Origin of the sequence: Streptomyces sp. NPDC004435 (assembly GCF_042873895.1) — a bacterium.
GTDB lineage: Bacteria > Actinomycetota > Actinomycetes > Streptomycetales > Streptomycetaceae > Streptomyces.
Map to the genome: position 1 here is coordinate 184885 of NZ_JBIAMB010000014.1, position 14591 is coordinate 199475.

General features: G+C 74.1%; 14 protein-coding genes. 7 read left to right on the forward strand and 7 right to left on the reverse strand.

Features of this window, described 5'->3' with window-relative positions:
- Positions 1 to 139: 139 nt before the first annotated feature.
- On the forward strand, positions 140 to 949 hold the full coding sequence (locus ACFYT9_RS25230; protein WP_389167473.1) for an aminoglycoside adenylyltransferase family protein: 810 nt from the start codon (positions 140 to 142) through the stop codon (positions 947 to 949).
- An 82-nt stretch (positions 950 to 1031) separates the two neighbouring features.
- Complete coding sequence (locus ACFYT9_RS25235; protein WP_389167475.1) at positions 1032 to 2681, forward strand: GMC oxidoreductase; 1650 nt, start codon at positions 1032 to 1034, stop codon at positions 2679 to 2681.
- A 78-nt stretch (positions 2682 to 2759) separates the two neighbouring features.
- Here the strand turns inward: ACFYT9_RS25235 and ACFYT9_RS25240 are convergent, their stop codons facing one another.
- From ACFYT9_RS25240 to ACFYT9_RS25250, 3 genes are all read right to left on the reverse strand, one after another.
- The gene (locus ACFYT9_RS25240) at positions 2760 to 3248 is read right to left on the reverse strand and encodes a carboxymuconolactone decarboxylase family protein (protein WP_387277298.1); all 489 of its coding nucleotides are present in this window, start codon (positions 3246 to 3248) and stop codon (positions 2760 to 2762) included.
- The gene (locus ACFYT9_RS25245) at positions 3245 to 4324 is read right to left on the reverse strand and encodes a dihydrodipicolinate reductase (protein WP_376601440.1); all 1080 of its coding nucleotides are present in this window, start codon (positions 4322 to 4324) and stop codon (positions 3245 to 3247) included. Before ACFYT9_RS25245 ends, ACFYT9_RS25240 begins: the two co-directional genes overlap by 4 nt.
- A gap of 90 nt (positions 4325 to 4414) precedes the next feature.
- Positions 4415 to 4873: a GNAT family N-acetyltransferase gene (locus tag ACFYT9_RS25250; RefSeq protein ID WP_389167477.1), complete on the reverse strand. Its 459-nt coding sequence runs from the start codon at positions 4871 to 4873 to the stop codon at positions 4415 to 4417.
- Positions 4874 to 5026: 153 nt separating this feature from the next.
- On the opposite strand from ACFYT9_RS25250, the gene ACFYT9_RS25255 reads away from it, so the two are divergent.
- On the forward strand, positions 5027 to 5833 hold the full coding sequence (locus ACFYT9_RS25255; RefSeq protein WP_389167480.1) for a L,D-transpeptidase family protein: 807 nt from the start codon (positions 5027 to 5029) through the stop codon (positions 5831 to 5833).
- 85 nt (positions 5834 to 5918) lie between these two features.
- On the opposite strand, the gene ACFYT9_RS25260 is transcribed toward ACFYT9_RS25255, so the two are convergent.
- Positions 5919 to 7286 carry an NAD(P)/FAD-dependent oxidoreductase gene (locus ACFYT9_RS25260; protein ID WP_376601445.1) on the reverse strand — a complete coding sequence of 456 codons (1368 nt, stop codon included), beginning with the start codon at positions 7284 to 7286 and terminating at the stop codon, positions 5919 to 5921.
- A 57-nt stretch (positions 7287 to 7343) separates the two neighbouring features.
- Between ACFYT9_RS25260 and ACFYT9_RS25265 the strand changes: the two genes are divergently transcribed.
- Positions 7344 to 8927 (forward strand): aspartate:alanine exchanger family transporter, encoded by a 1584-nt coding sequence (locus ACFYT9_RS25265; protein ID WP_389167483.1) that lies wholly within the window; start codon positions 7344 to 7346, stop codon positions 8925 to 8927.
- A 39-nt stretch (positions 8928 to 8966) separates the two neighbouring features.
- Here the strand turns inward: ACFYT9_RS25265 and ACFYT9_RS25270 are convergent, their stop codons facing one another.
- Entirely contained in the window at positions 8967 to 9572 is a 606-nt protein-coding gene (locus ACFYT9_RS25270) for a TetR/AcrR family transcriptional regulator (RefSeq protein WP_389167486.1), read from the reverse strand.
- A 163-nt stretch (positions 9573 to 9735) separates the two neighbouring features.
- Here ACFYT9_RS25270 and ACFYT9_RS25275 point away from each other — a divergent pair, with 163 nt between their 5' ends.
- Entirely contained in the window at positions 9736 to 10590 is an 855-nt protein-coding gene (locus ACFYT9_RS25275) for a class I SAM-dependent methyltransferase (RefSeq protein ID WP_389167489.1), read from the forward strand.
- A gap of 64 nt (positions 10591 to 10654) precedes the next feature.
- On the opposite strand, the gene ACFYT9_RS25280 is transcribed toward ACFYT9_RS25275, so the two are convergent.
- Positions 10655 to 11845, reverse strand: a complete 1191-nt coding sequence (locus ACFYT9_RS25280; protein ID WP_389167492.1) for a hypothetical protein — start codon at positions 11843 to 11845, stop codon at positions 10655 to 10657.
- A gap of 240 nt (positions 11846 to 12085) precedes the next feature.
- Positions 12086 to 12664 carry a hypothetical protein gene (locus ACFYT9_RS25285; protein WP_389167495.1) on the reverse strand — a complete coding sequence of 193 codons (579 nt, stop codon included), beginning with the start codon at positions 12662 to 12664 and terminating at the stop codon, positions 12086 to 12088.
- Positions 12665 to 12841: 177 nt separating this feature from the next.
- On the opposite strand from ACFYT9_RS25285, the gene ACFYT9_RS25290 reads away from it, so the two are divergent.
- Positions 12842 to 13543, forward strand: a complete 702-nt coding sequence (locus ACFYT9_RS25290) for a ribonuclease H (protein ID WP_389167498.1) — start codon at positions 12842 to 12844, stop codon at positions 13541 to 13543.
- Between the two features lie 287 nt (positions 13544 to 13830).
- On the forward strand, positions 13831 to 14514 hold the full coding sequence (locus ACFYT9_RS25295; RefSeq protein ID WP_389167501.1) for a GNAT family N-acetyltransferase: 684 nt from the start codon (positions 13831 to 13833) through the stop codon (positions 14512 to 14514).
- Positions 14515 to 14591: the final 77 nt, after the last annotated feature.

A 14591-nucleotide genomic window follows, 5' to 3' on the forward strand; every position in this document is an offset into this window, starting at 1 on the left:
ACCGGCCGAGCCGGGCGCCCCGACCCACCCGCCGAGCCGGGCGCCCCGGCGCTCCCGACGAGCCCGAAACGACCCGGCAGACCCGCGACCCCTCCGGGTACGGTGACGGACCCCCGTCCGCCACCGCCCAGGAGCCCGTGTGCCCGACTCCGCCGACCCCAGCGACCCCGCCGACCCCGCCCACGCCACCGAGCAGGCCCGCCACGTCGTCCGCCTCGTCCGCGAGGTCCTGGGTGACCGGGCCGTCCTGGCCGCCTGCGTCCACGGCTCCGCCGTCCTCGGCGGGCTGCGCCCCACCAGCGACGTCGACATCCTCGCCGTCCTGGACCGCCGCACCACCGAGGCCGAGCGCCGCGCCCTCACCGACGCGCTCCTCGCCGTCTCCGGCGAACGGGCGTACGAGGGTCCCGCGCGACCCGTCGAGCTGAGCCTGGTCGTCCACGCCGACGTCCGCCCCTGGCGGTACCCGCCGGTGTGCGAGTACCTCTACGGCGAGTGGCTGCGCGACGACTTCGAGGCCGGCCTGACCCCCGCCCCCGCGCCCTGCCCCGACCTGGCCCCGCTCATCGTCATGGCCCGCGCCGGCGACACCGCGCTGTACGGGCCGCGCCCCGCGGAGCTCTTCGGCCCGGTCCCGGAGGCCGACCTGAGGGCCGCGATCGTCGCGGGCGTACCCGAACTCCTCGCCGACCTCGACGGCGACACCCGCAATGTGCTGCTCACCCTGGCCCGCATCCTCACCACCCTGCGCGGTGGCCGGATCCGTTCGAAGGACGAGGCCGCCGCGGTCCTTCTCCCGGAGCTTCCCGTTGAGCACCGGCCCGTGCTCGCGGCGGCCCGGGAGCAGTACCTGGCGGGGGAGTACGGCTCCTGGGCGGACGAGCTGCCCGCGGCGCGGGCGCACGCCGCCTATGTCGCCGGGGCGATCAAGAGGGCCTCTTCGGCCTGAAGTTACCCGTCGGTTTCTCGTGACTTCCTCGGCGCGCGGTCGTAGAACGTGTTCCCATTCGCTCACGAGTGAGGAAGATCACATGAGTGAACACCCCCTGTCCGCCCAGGGAATTCACGGAGTCAGCCGCCGCCGCTTCCTGACCGGAACAGGTTCTGTTCTCGGCGCCGCCGCCCTCGCCGGCGGCCTCACCACCCCGGCCCGCGCCGCGGTCCCGGGCCTCGACGTCTGTCCCATCCCCGACGGTTCCCACGTCCGCGCCCTCGTCGTCGGCACCGGCTACGGCGGCTCCGTCGCCGCCCTCCGCCTCGCCCGCGCCGGCGTCGACGTCCACATGATCGAGATGGGCATGGCCTGGGACACCACCGGCCCCGACGGCAAGGTCTTCGCCAACACCACCAAACCCGACTACCGCTCCTTCTGGCTGCGCACCCGCACCAAGCAGCCGCTGAGCCAGTTCCTCGGCTTCCCCCTCGACAAGGACGTGCCCCGCCACACCGGCATCCTCGACGCCGAGGAGTTCGCCGGCATCACCGTCTACCAGGGCCGCGGCATCGGCGGCGGTTCGCTCGTCAACGGCGGCATGGCCGTCACCCCCCTCCGCGAGCGCTTCCCGGCGATCCTCCCCACCGTCGACCCGGCCGAGATGTACGCCACCTACTACCCGCGCGCCAACGCGGGCCTGGGCGTCACCGACGTGGACGTGTCCTGGTGGGAGAGCACGCCCGCCTACCAGTACGCGCGCGTGGGCCGCAAGCACGCCCAGCGCTCCGGCTTCCCCTTCCTCTTCGTGCCCAACGTCTACGACTGGGACTACATGAAGCAGGAGGCCGCCGGATCCGTACCGAAGTCGGCCCTGGCCGGCGAGGTCATCTACGGCAACAACCACGGCAAGAAGAGCCTCCAGAAGACCTACCTCGCCCAGGCCGCGGCCACCGGCCGGGTCACCGTCTCCGCCCTCCACCGGGTCACCTCGGTCACCCCGGCCGCCGCCGGCGGCTACACCGTCGCCATCGAGCAGATCGACACCACCGGCGCCACCCTCGCCACCAAGACGGTCCGCGCCGACCGCGTCTTCTTCGCCGCGGGCAGCGTCGGCACCAGCAAGCTCCTCACCCGCCTCAAGGCCACCGGAGCCCTGCCCGCCCTCAACGAGCACATCGGCAAGGGCTGGGGCGACAACGGCAACGTCATGTGCGGCCGGGCCAACCACATGTGGGACGCCACCGGGAAGCTCCAGTCCGCCATGCCCACCGCGGGCATCGACAACTGGGACGCCGGAGGGGCCTTCGCCGAGGTCGCCCCGCTGCCCACCGGCATCGAGACCTACGCCTCCTTCTACCTCTCCATCACCCGCACGCCGCACCGCGCCGAGTTCACCTGGAACCCGGCCACCGGCAAGGTCGACCTCAGCTGGAACCGCTCCTGGAAGCAGACCTCCATCGACATGGCGAAGTCCATCTTCGACAAGATCAACTCCAAGGAGGGGACGATCTACCGCACCGACCTCTTCGGTGCCTACAAGATCTGGGGCGACCACCTCACCTACCACCCGCTGGGCGGCGCCGTCCTCGACCGGGCCACCGACAACCACGGCCGCCTCCACGGCTACCAGGGCCTCTACGTCATCGACGGCTCCCTCATCCCCGGCAACGCCAGCGTCAACCCCTTCGTCACCATCACCGCCCTCGCCGAGCGCAACATCGAGCGCATCATCGCCGAGGACTTCTGAGCGTGACCCCGGGCGTGCCAGGGCCGGCCGGTCCGAGAACCGGCCGGCCCTTCCCGGCATCGACCGCCCGCCGGGCCGTCAGCCCGTCGGCAGTACGCACACCTCGTCGAGGCCCAGGACCCGGTTCAGCCGGCCGAAGGCCAGCCACGAGCCGAGGCTCATCGTCAGCTCCACGATCTCCGTCTGGCTGTAGTGCGCGGTCATCCGGGCCCAGAACTCCTCGTCCAGACCGTGGTGGTCGAGCGCGTACCGCTCCGCGTACTCCGCGGCCAGCCGGGTCCGCACGTCGAAGGAGTCGGAGACCTCCGTCGTCCGCCAGGCCGCGACCACCGCGTCGAAGCCCTCCTCGACCTTCTCGCCGTCCCGGTCCGTCCGCCAGTCCAGGCAGAAGTGGCAGCCGTTGATCTGCGCGATCCGCAGCCGCGCCGCCTCGAACTCGCGCAGTCCCAGGGTCGTGTGGGCGTACACCGACAGCGAGAAGTTCGCCGCCGCCATCCCGATCCCCGGGACCATGTCGCCCCACACGTACCCGATCGGCTCCTGGCCCTCGGGAATGTCGATGATCATCGTGCGCTCCTTCCCAGCTTCCCCACCGCCGGGCGTATCGGCACGTCCAGCGCGTCGTAGAGCCCCGGCTCCGCCGCGGCCAGCCAGTCGATCGCCCCCACCAGGCGCCCGACCGCCGTGGCGTTCCCGCCGGCGGCCCGGTTCTCGTCCTCGTCCGTGGCGGCCACGGTCACCTCGATGCGCGGCCGGCCCTCGACGATCACCCGGTGCGCCCCGGCGCCGTCCGGCGGCACCGGCCAGTCCGGCGCGCAGGACGGATGGATCCGGGTCACGTGCTCGATCACGATCCGCGGCTCACCGCCGACGATCCCCTGCACCTCGAAGCGGACCGCGCCCTGTGTGCCCTGCTCGAAGACGCCCATCGTCCGGGTCTTCACGGTCGCTTCGAGCGGGCGCCGGTCCACCGTCTCGCGGATCTCGTCCACCTCGGCGCCCAGCGCCCGCGCCATCAGCCGGATCTGCCCGCCCCACACCATCGTCGGGACCGTGGGGAAGAGCATCGGCGGCTCGTAGTCGAGCGGCTTGCCCATCCCGATCAGCTCGCGCACGGAGAACTCCTGCTCGTACGTCGAGTAGTCGAAGATCTCCTGGCAGCGGACCGCGTCCACGGTCGTGCCGAGTCCGCTGACCAGCAGCGGCAGCACGTCGTTGCCCCACCCGGGGTCCACCCCCGAGGCGAAGAGCGACCCGCCGCCCTCGGCGACCGCCGCCAGCACCGGATCGCGGAACTCCGCAGGCGCGTTGCGCGGGTCGTACAGCGGGTACAGCGAGGGTGTCACCACCACCGCCCCCGCCGCGACCGCGCGCACCACGTCCTCCAGCGCCCCGTCCGGCCGCACGTCGCCGGAGGCCGCGTACACCACGGCCCCCGGCCGCTCGCCGAGGACCGCGCCGACGTCGTCGGTCGCGGCCACACCGAGGTCGTGCCCGAGCCCCGCGAGTGCCCCCGCGTCCCGGCCCACCTTGGCCGGGTCGGCGACCAGCACCGCCGAGAGTTCGAGCCCGGGATGGGCGTCCACGGCCCGGATGGCCGCCCGCCCGACATTTCCGGTTCCCCACACCACCGTCCGTATCATGCGCGGAGGGTAGCGCCGGGCGGGCGAGGTTCCCAGACCCGCGACACCAGGATCTGACGTACAGTCAGATTCTGTCTCCGGCCGGGAGGATCAGACGAGCCGCAGGGTCACGAACGGGATGGTGTCACCCGGCAGCACATACCGCTCCACCTCCGTGAACCCCCGCGCCAGCGCGAACCGCAGCCCCTCCTCGTTCGACGCCAGGACCACCGTCTCCACCCCCGCGCCGCTCAGCGTCCTGGCGTGCCCGAGCCCCCGCTCGTACAACACCGTCCCGAAGCCCCGCCGCCGGTGCTCCGGCAGGATCCGCGCGATCACGGTCGCCGCCGGCGTCTCCCCGTCCGGCGGCCGCACGGTGGAACAGCCCACCGCCGCCCCGCCCAGATACGCCACCTCCAGCCGGTTGCGCCCGGCCCGCTCCCGCACCTGTGCCTCCGACAGCACCGCCGTCGGGACGACCGCGTTGTGCACCGCACGCCAGTCGGCCAGCTCCCGCTCGCCCGCCGCCGGGACCACCCGCAGCTCCCCGCACCCCTCGAGATCGCTCATCCCGGCACCCAACCCCGCCCGCGTCCGCCGGTCAACCGCATTCCCGCCGCCACCCGCTCCTCCGTACGGGTGGGCCGCGGCCCCGGCGCGCAGCGCCGCCCGCCGAACGGGTACGGATCGCTCCACTGCCCCCGGCCAGGAGGATGCCTCACCATGCCCGCCTTCGTCCGCAAGGGCGCTCCCGCGTTCCTCGGTGCCGGCACCCTGTGCGCGGCCCTGCTGCTCACCGGCTGCGCGCACCCCGAGCCGCCCGCCCCCGCCCCGTCGTCCGCCCCCGCCGCACCGCCCGCGTCCGCCGCGGCGAAGCCCTCCGACGGGCGCTCCCCGGCCGGCGACGCCGCGGCCACCGACGCCCGCCCCGCGGCACCCCCGCGGATCCCCGGCCTCGGCCCCCTCACCCAGGCCCGCGTCCCCGACGGCACCACCCAGGCCCTCGTCGTCACCGGCGCCACCGAGAACAGCAACACCGCCGTCGTCACCCTCCACCAGCGCGCCCCCGGCGGCCGGTGGTTCGAGGCCGCCGGGCCCTGGCCCGCGCACAACGCCCTCAAGGGCTGGACCGGCGACCACTCGGCCGGCGACCTGCGCACCCCCATCGGCGTCTTCCGCATCGGGGACGCGGGCGGACGCCTGCCCGACCCCGGCGCCCGCCTCCCGTACGACGAGGACCCCCAGTTCGCCATCAGCGGCACCGGCTTCCTCGGCGAATCCCTCGAAGGCTCCTTCGACCACGTCATCGCGATCGACTACAACCGGGTCCCCGGCCGCACCCCGCTCGACAAGGAGCGCCCGCTCGGAGCGGGCAAGGGCGGCGGCGTCTGGATCCACGTCGACCACGGCGGCCCGACCCAGGCGTGCATCGCCCTCGGCCGCGACGACCTGCGCACCCTTCTGGTCACCCTCGACCCGGCGGCCGAACCCGTCGTCGTCATGGGACCGGCCCGCGAACTCTCCCGCTGAGCGGGGGAGTCCAGGACCTGCCGGCGGCGCGGCCCGGAGGAGCGGGGCCGGCCGTCCGGCTCCCGGACCGGGCCGGGGAGCGGGATCAGCCGACCGCTCCCCGGAACGGCCCGGTGTGCAGCCGTACCTGGTCCGGCGTCAGATAGGCGTCGGTGTACTCGAAGTCCCGCAGCGTCCCCGCCTTCGAGGCGAGGAACCCGGTCCGTACGTAGTCGTCGCCCGCCACCGCGTTCAGCAGCCAGTTCGTCATGACCCGGGTCTTGGCCACGTTGGTCCGCAGCGCCGCCCAGTGGTAGCCGCGCGCCACCGCCTGCGCGGCGGGCCCGTGCAGCTCGACGCCGAGCGGCTTCGACACCCCGTCCATCCCGCCCAGGTCCACCACCAGGCCCAGGTCCTTGTGGGTGTACGGACGCAGCTCCTCGCCGCGCAGCGTCGCCACCAGGTTGTCGGCGAGCGCCTTGCCCTGGCGCATCGCGTGCTGCGCCGTCGGCGGGCAGATCGCGCCCTCCTCGCCCTTCGCCAGGTCCGGCACCGCCGCCGCGTCGCCGAGCGCCCACACCCCCTCGACCCCGGGCACCCGCATCTCCGGCGTCGCCACCAGCCGGCCGCGCACGGTCTCCGTGCCGACCGTGGCCACGAGCGGGCTCGCGGCCACGCCGGCCGTCCAGATCAGCGTGCGGCAGGGCAGCACCCGGCCGTCCGTCAGGGTGACCGCCTCGTCGTCCACCGACGCCACCGACACCCCGAGCGACACCTGGATGCCCCGCCCGGTGAGGATGTCCATGGCGGCCGCGCCGAGCTTGTCGCCGAGTTCGGGCATCAGCTTCGGCGCGATGTCCACCAGATGCCACTTGATGAGCGCCGGGTCCAGCCGGGGGTACCGCTTGACGGCGTTGTGGGTGAGCAGCTGGAGGCAGGCCGCCGTCTCGGTGCCCGCGTAGCCGCCGCCGACCACGACGAACTGGAGCCGTGCGGCCCGCTCGGCGTCGTCGTCGCTCGCGTCCGCCAGGTCCAGCTGGGCGATGACGTGGTCCCGGACGTAGACCGCCTCGGCCAGCGTCTTCATCCCCCGGGCGTGGTCGGCCAGCCCGGGGATGTCGAAGGTCCGGGTGACGCTGCCGGGGGCGAGCACCAGATGGTCGTACGGCTCCACGTCGAAATCGCCGGTGATCGTCCGTACCACCACGGCCTTCGCCGCCGTGTCCACGCCGACCGCGCCGCCCGGCACGATCCTCGTCCGGTGCTTCTGGCTGCGGCGCAGTGACAGCGCCACGGACTGCGGCGTCAGGACGCCGGCCGCCACCTGCGGGAGCAGCGGCAGGTAGAGCTGGTACGAGAAGGGCGAGAGCAGCGTGATGTGCGCCTCCCGCTCCGTGAGCCGCCGTTCGAGCCGCCTCACACAGCCCACCCCGGCGAAGCCGGCGCCCACCACGAGGATCCTCGGTCGCGTCACGCTTGCCGCCTTCCCTATGAGCGTGCAAAGTGCCTTCGCCTATGACTGCATAGGCACATGTGGCAATTTTTCGCTGACTATCCGTGGTTCACCCTTTTTATCGTCATTGCGGCGGGATCGCTCTTCGGCATGGTCCGCTTCGGTCCCGTGAAGCTCGGAGCGGCCGGAGTCCTCTTCGTCGGACTGCTGGTCGGGGCCCTGGACCCGGATGTCGGGCCCGCCGTCCCCGCCGGTCTCCCGGTCCTCGGCCTGGCGCTGTACGTCTACACGGTGGGCCTGGAGGCCGGGCCGGCCTTCTTCCGGGAGCTGCGGCCCCAGCTGGCCGTGATGCTCGGCGCCGTCGTCGCGCTGGTCCTCACGGCCCTCGCCGTCGGGCTCATCGGGCACGGGCTGTTCGGCATCTCCGGACCCTTCCTCGCCGGCGGTTACGCGGGCATCGGCACCACCACCCCTGGTCTCGCGGCGGCCCAGGCCGCCTCGGGCGACCCGACGCAGGCCGCCACCGGTTACGCGATCGGCTACCCCCTCGCCGTCGTTCTCACCATCCTTTTCGTGGCGGCCGTCGCGGGCGCGCGCAACTGGCCCGGCCGCCGAGACCCCGGCACGGGCCTCCCCGACCGGCTCGTCAGCCGCACGGTCGATCTCACCCGGCCCGCCATTTGGGCCGACGTCCCCGGCGTCGCCTCCGGCGAACTCCTCGCCAGCGCGCACCGCCCGGCCGGATCCGTCGTGCACATCGTCACCGGCGACCCCGGCCCGCTCGCCCCGGGCGACGCCCTCGTCCTCGTCGGAGGCCCCGAGGCGGTCGCCGCCGGCGTCGCCGCGCTCGGCACCGAGGCGCCCGAGCACCTGCTCTACCACCGCGACGTCGTCGACTACCGCCGCATCCTGCTCACCAACCCCGACCTCGCGGCCCGCACGGTCGCCGAACTCGGCCTCGCCGACCGCTTCGGCGCCCGCGCCACCCGGGTCCGCCGCGGCGACCAGGAACTCCTCGCCCACGACGACCTGCTGCTCCAGCTCGACGACCGGATCCGCGTGGCCATGCCCCGCGAGCGCACCGCCGAGGTCTCCGCCTATCTGGGCGACACGGAGGCCAAGGTCAGCGAGGTCAGCGCGGTGAGCATGGGCCTCGGCCTCGCCGCGGGCTTCCTCATCGGCATCCCCAAGCTCACCCTGGGCTCCACAGTCCTGTCCCTCGGTACCGCCGCGGGCCCTCTCGTCATGGCGATGGTCCTCGGCCGGCTCCGCCGCACCGGCCCCCTCGTCTGGGTCCTGCCGACCCGGGCCAATCTGACCCTGCGTCAGATCGGCCTCCTCGTCTTCCTCGCCTGCGTCGGCCTGACCTCCGGCTACGCCTTCCGCCGCGACGCCTTCTCCCTCTTCGGCCTGAAGCTCCTCGCCGTCCTTCTCGTCGGCGCGGTCCTCAGCTACGCCCTGATGGTCCTGGTCTGCCGCCTCCTCGGCCAGAGCCGCCCCCGCACGATGGGCCTGCTCGCCGGGTACGTCGGCAATCCCGCCATCACCGCGTACGCGAACAGCCGGGTCTCCGACAGCCGGGTCAACACCGGCTACGCCACCCTCTTCGCCCTCGCCATCCTGGTGAAGATCGTCTGCATCCAGCTCATCGTCGGCCTCTGACCGCGTGCCCGCTCCGGCCGCCCGGGCCGGGGCGGCCGGTCAGCTCCCCACGGCGTGGACGTCCTGGCCGACCAGCGCGGTGACCAGTCGCCGCAGCGCCGGGCGGGGGTCGGGGGAGTCCGGCCACGTGGTCATCAGGAGGTGGTGACCGGTGCCGACCAGGGCGAGGGCCGCGACGGCCGGGTCGACGGAGTCCGGGACGCGGCCGAGGCCCCGCTCGGCCTTCAGATAGCCGGCGACGGCCTCCTCGATCGCCGCGAAGCCCGGCGCGCCGCCCTCCAGCGCCTCGCGGATCCGGAGCGCGGCGGCGGGACGGGCCATGGCGATGCCCGAGACGGCCGGGCCGCCGGAGTCGAAGAGGGCGAGCACGACGGCGTCGAGGTTCCCCGCGACCGTGCCCCGGCCCGCCTGCCCGGCCAGCGACCGCGCCTTCACGGCCGTACGGGCGAAGCGGTCGAGGCACAGCTCGGCCACGAACTCGTCGAACCCCGCGAAGTGGGTGTGCAGCAGCCCCTTGGCGCAGCCCGCCTCGGTGGTCACTGAGCGGCTGGTCAGCGCGCCCGGCCCGTCCCTCTCCACGACCCGCTCGGCCGCCGCGAACAGCCGCTCGCGCACGTCCGGCGTCGCCACTCCACGCGGTGACATGAGCCTGCCGTCCTCTCCTCGTACCCCAGCCCGTCCGACAGGCCGATCGTAAACGGGATTGCCTGAATGGGCACGCGCCCATACTGTGGCCCGACCGAGAATGGGCACACGCCCATTCCTGCCGTCGCCCCGACGCCGGGCCCGCCCCCCCATGGAGGACATCGTGACCACCATCGTCAACACCGATCAGGACCAGGCGTGGAACGGCCCCGAGGGCGCCCACTGGGCCCGCCACCAGGACCGCTGGAACGCCGTCAACGACGGCTTCAACACCCCTCTGCTCGACGCCGCGCGCATCGCCGACGGCCACCGCACCCTCGACATCGGCTGCGGCGCCGGCCACACCACCCGGCTGGCCGCCCTCCGCGCCCCGCACGGCCACGCCCTCGGCCTCGACCTCTCCGGCCCGATGCTCGCCGAGGCCCGCGCCCGCGCCGTCGCGGACGGCATCCACAACGTCACCTTCACCCGCGGCGACGCCCAGACCCACCCCTTCGAGCAGAGCGCCGAAGGCCCGTTCGACGCGGCGATCAGCCGGTACGGCGCCATGTTCTTCGCCGACCCCGAGCTCGCCTTCGGCAACATCCGCAGGGCCCTGCGCCCCGGCGGAAGGCTCGCCCTCGTCTGCCCGTCCGACCCCGAGCTCAACGGCTGGGTGACGGCCATGACCTCGCTGCGCGGCATCCTCCCCGTCGGCGACTTCGGACGACCCGGCCTCCCGGGCATGTTCTCCCTCGCCGCCCCCGACCGGGTGCGCGCCGTCCTCGCCGCCGCGGGGTTCACCGGCGTCACGATCGAGGAGACCCGGGCGTACGGCACCTGGGGCCGGGACGCGACCGACGCGGCGGACTTCCTGCTGGCCACCGGCCCCGGCCGGCACCTGATGGACAGCGCCGACGAGCCGGCGCGGGCCCGCGCCCGCGCCGCCCTCACCGACCACCTCGGCGCCCACGAGACGGCCGACGGCACGGTCCGGCTGCTGAGCACGGCGTGGCTGGTGACGGCGGAGCGTTCTTAGGTGAATCGATCACGAGCCTCGTCGACGCTCGTGATCACCCCACCTGGCGAACCGGAGGCCGCTGCTAGAAGACGACGACGCCGAGCGGCCTGGAGCCGGCCGCGAGGCGCTTCACCTCGCCCGAGGTGAGGTCGACGACGCTCAGGCCGTCCCAGTACCCGTCCCGCGTGAAACCGCCGGTCACATAGGCGGTCCCGCCGTCCTTCGACACGGCCACGTCCTCGTGCGGACCGTCGAGCGGGTACACCCGCTCGACGCCCTCGGGCGAGCGCACGGTCAGCGACGGGCCGCGGTCCTCGCTCGGGTCGATCGGCCCGGTGCCGACGGCGAAGAGCGTGCCGTCGGGCGTGACGGTGGCCCCGTGCTGGTGGGTGTTCGCGGTCATGGACTCGATCTCGACCCGCCCCGTCGCCGGGTCGACGACGGCGAGCCGCTCGCCCTCGAACGGCAGCAGCAGCTTTCCGTCCGACGGGCGGACGGCGGTGTAGTGCGGCTTCAGCCAGGAGCCCAGCCCGCCCTCGGTGCCGTACGGCGCGACCTCGACGCGCCGGGCGTCGAGCGAGTCGGCGTCGACGACGGTCACGTCGAAGGAGTCGTGGTTCGTCGCGTACACGGCGGAGCCGTCCCGGCTCACGTCCACGTCGAAGGGCCGCCGGCCCACGTCCACCACCTCGACGACCTTCAGGGACGCGGTGTCGATCACCTCCAGGGTGCCGTTGCCACCGGGCACGTTCACCCCCACGTACACCCGCTTCCCGTCGGGCGACAGCGCGATGCCCATGCCGCCGCCCCGGTACTCGCCGGTGGTCACGGGGCCGGTGTCCGTCCGGTATGGGACGAGGGCCAGGCGCTCCCGGGTGGTGGTGTCCACGACGGCGACGCCCTCGGCCGTCGCGACCCACGCCCGCCCGTCCTTCCCGAGCGCGAGCCCGTAGGGCGCGGTCCCCGCCCTCACGGAGCCGGTCGCCCCGCGCGCCGGGTCCACGAACGTCACGGTGTCCGACCCGAAGTCGCTGACGAGCAGCGTCCCGGCCGCGGACCCCGCACCGGCGGAGACCGTCCCCGACGGCACGGGGCCGGTGGACGGCGGGGGAGTGACGGTGACGGGGGAACCCGTCGGTGTGGCGGTGAGGGTGGGACCCGTCGGCGTGTCGGAGGCGGCGTCGCCGGCCTGGGCGCAACCCGACAGCAGGACCACGGCGACGGCCGCGGGAAGCAGCACGCGAGCGGTACGGGACGGGGGGCGGATCGTCATCTCGGGCTCCTCGGTACGGGACAGGAGGAGGACACCGCGCGAACGGCCCCTCCCGTACTCCGATCCTCCGGCACCCCCGGGCCCCGGCCCCTCGCCCGCCCGTCCACGGTCCACGGCCCCACCGGTGGACCAGGGGGTCCACCGATCGGTTGACCCGGCGGGCCGCGCCGCGAGCGCGCGGTCATGGCGTGGGCCCGGTCGGTCGGCGGTGGCCACCGACCGCTTGCCCACCGGTCCTGCTCAGCCCTGCGGCAGCGACCGCATCGCGACGATTCCGGCGTGCGGCCCGCCGGGGCCGCCCTGCCCCTGGCCCTGACCGGGGACCGGACCCGCGCCCTGCATGCCCGAGGGACCCGGCAGCGCGGCCGGACCGGCCGGACCCGGGTGCCCCGGCAGCGGCTGACCGGGAACCCCCGGCAGACCCTGCGCCTGCATCCCGGGCTGCCCGCCCTGCATGCCCGGCTGCCCGCCCTGCATTCCGGGCTGGCCCTGCATGCCAGGCTGACCCATGCCCGGCTGCCCCGGCATCCCCGGCCGTCCCATGCCCGGCTGGCCCTGCATCCCGGGCTGGCCCTGCATGCCCGGCTGACCGTGCATCCCCTGCGGACCCGGCATTCCCTGCGCGCCCGGCATCCCCGGCATGCCCGCGGGAGCCCCGACGCCCATCGGCTGCTGCTGCGGCGTCGGCGCGGGAAGCTTGATGTACCGGCTCAGGTCCCGCAGCACGTCCTCCGCGGTCTGGCGCACGTCACCGGGAACGTCCCCCCGCTCCCGTATGAGCTGGGCGTAGATCGGTGCGGTGCCGTCCGCGTGGTTCATGGAGTCCGTCGCTTCCTGTCAGCTGGGTCGGTGCCGCGCACCGGCGGGCAGACGGCGAGTCTACGGGGAAGCGCCGACACCCCGTGGCGCGGGGAGCCCGCCGCCGCCCGGCCCCGCGGCCCCGCGACCCCGCCCGGACGGCCCCGGACACACCCCCGCCCGTGTCAGGATCGAGGGATGCTCGAAAAGATCATCGCCGCCTGCGACGGCGCGTCCAAGGGAAATCCCGGCCCCGCCGCCTGGGCCTGGGTCATCGGCCGGGCGGACGGCACCGTCGACCGCTGGGAGGCCGGTCCGCTGGGCCGTGCCACCAACAACGTGGCCGAACTCACTGCCCTGGAAAGGCTCCTGGAGACGCTGGATCCAGCGGTGCCCGCGGAGATCCGGATGGACTCCCAGTACGCCATGAAGGCCGTCACCACCTGGCTCCCCGGCTGGCGCCGCAAGGGCTGGAAGACCGCCGCCGGAACCCCGGTCGCCAACAAGGACCTCGTCGTCCGGATCGACGCCCTGCTCACCGGCCGGGACATCGACTTCGTCTACACCCCCGCGCACCAGGCCGACGGCGACCCCCTCAACGACGCCGCCGACCGGGCCGCCAGCCACAGCGCCCGTACCCAGGAGCCGCTGGGCTCGGACGCCGGTTCGGCGCTGCCCGACCCCGAGCCGGCCGCCGCGCGCTCCTCCGCGCCCCGGGCGCCCCGGGGCCGCTCCTCCGCGCCGGGCGGATCCGGGGCCTCCGGAGCCCGCCGGAGTCGCCCGTCCGGCGGCACCCTGAAGGCCAAGTTTCCGGGCCGCTGCCGGTGTGGGCGTGCCTATGACAAGGGGGAGAGCATCGCCAAGAACGCGGAGGGCTGGGGGCATCCCACCTGCGTCTGAGCGCTGACGCCGTCCGAGGGGCGGGCGACGCCGTCCGCCCCCTGAGACCGTCTTCCGCACCCCTCGGACAGGCTTCACCCGAGCGTGGATCCAGGTTCTCCCGAGGTTCTGTTCTCAGAGCTGTTGTGGCTGCATACTGTTCCTCCTCGCACCTGGTGACGAACCGTTTTGCCTGCTCATCCGACGTCTCTCGACGTGAATCGGCACCCGGCGAGATTCCCCCCTTCACTTCCGGCGCACAGCGTCGTGACGGAAGTGACCCCTGCCCGTGAAAGACCCGAGGTTCCGTGCCAGTACCTGTTCTCCTGACCGGGCGCTCCGTGCGCCTGGAGCCGCTGGCGATGCGGCACGCCGAAGCCCTTGCGCGGGCCGGCGAGGCGGACCGATCGGCCTACGCCTTCACTCCCGTGCCCGACGGCCTGGGATCCGCGCTCGACTACATCGCCCGCGCCCTGGCCGAACAGGCCGCCGGGCGCTGTCTGCCCTTCGCCCTGGTCAGTACCGCCGACGACCGGGTGATCGGCTCCACACGCTTCCTCGAACTCGACTACTGGAGGGGGCCGCTGGTGTGGCCCCCGACCCCCGGGCATCCCCACGGGGATCCGCTCACCGCGATCCCCGACGCCGCCGAGATCGGCAACACCTGGATCGCGGGCGACGCCCGGGGCACCGGCGTCAACACCGAGGCGAAGCTGCTCATGCTCCGCCACGCCTTCGAGAGCTGGGGCGTCCGCCGGATCACCTTCCGCGCCGACGCCCGCAACACCCGCTCGCGGGTCGCCATCGAACGCCTCGGAGCCACCTGCGAGGGCACCCGCCGGGCGCACTCGCGCGGTCTCGACGGCGCCGTCCGGGACACGGCCTTCTACTCGATCCTCGACGAGGAGTGGCCCACCGTCCGGGACATCATCGAGCTGCGGCTCAGCGCTCCCCGCCGGAGCCGGGTCCTCCAGGACCTCCTCCCGGCCTGACCCGGCCCGGGGGGGCCCGCCCCCCGGGGGGGGGGGGGGGGGGGGGTGTGGGGGGCGGGGGGGGGGGGGCCGGCGCG

What these genes read in the sequence shown, in the direction of transcription:
- ACFYT9_RS25270 (WP_389167486.1), bottom strand. Translation starts at nt 9,572, where the DNA reads ATGTCACCGCGTGGAGTGGCGACGCCGGACGTGCGCGAGCGGCTGTTC.
- ACFYT9_RS25265 (WP_389167483.1), top strand. Translation starts at nt 7,344, where the DNA reads ATGTGGCAATTTTTCGCTGACTATCCGTGGTTCACCCTTTTTATCGTC.
- ACFYT9_RS25235 (WP_389167475.1), top strand. Translation starts at nt 1,032, where the DNA reads ATGAGTGAACACCCCCTGTCCGCCCAGGGAATTCACGGAGTCAGCCGC.
- ACFYT9_RS25240 (WP_387277298.1), bottom strand. Translation starts at nt 3,248, where the DNA reads ATGATCATCGACATTCCCGAGGGCCAGGAGCCGATCGGGTACGTGTGG.
- ACFYT9_RS25250 (WP_389167477.1), bottom strand. Translation starts at nt 4,873, where the DNA reads ATGAGCGATCTCGAGGGGTGCGGGGAGCTGCGGGTGGTCCCGGCGGCG.
- ACFYT9_RS25290 (WP_389167498.1), top strand. Translation starts at nt 12,842, where the DNA reads ATGCTCGAAAAGATCATCGCCGCCTGCGACGGCGCGTCCAAGGGAAAT.
- ACFYT9_RS25280 (WP_389167492.1), bottom strand. Translation starts at nt 11,845, where the DNA reads ATGACGATCCGCCCCCCGTCCCGTACCGCTCGCGTGCTGCTTCCCGCG.
- ACFYT9_RS25255 (WP_389167480.1), top strand. Translation starts at nt 5,027, where the DNA reads ATGCCCGCCTTCGTCCGCAAGGGCGCTCCCGCGTTCCTCGGTGCCGGC.
- ACFYT9_RS25285 (WP_389167495.1), bottom strand. Translation starts at nt 12,664, where the DNA reads ATGAACCACGCGGACGGCACCGCACCGATCTACGCCCAGCTCATACGG.
- ACFYT9_RS25245 (WP_376601440.1), bottom strand. Translation starts at nt 4,324, where the DNA reads ATGATACGGACGGTGGTGTGGGGAACCGGAAATGTCGGGCGGGCGGCC.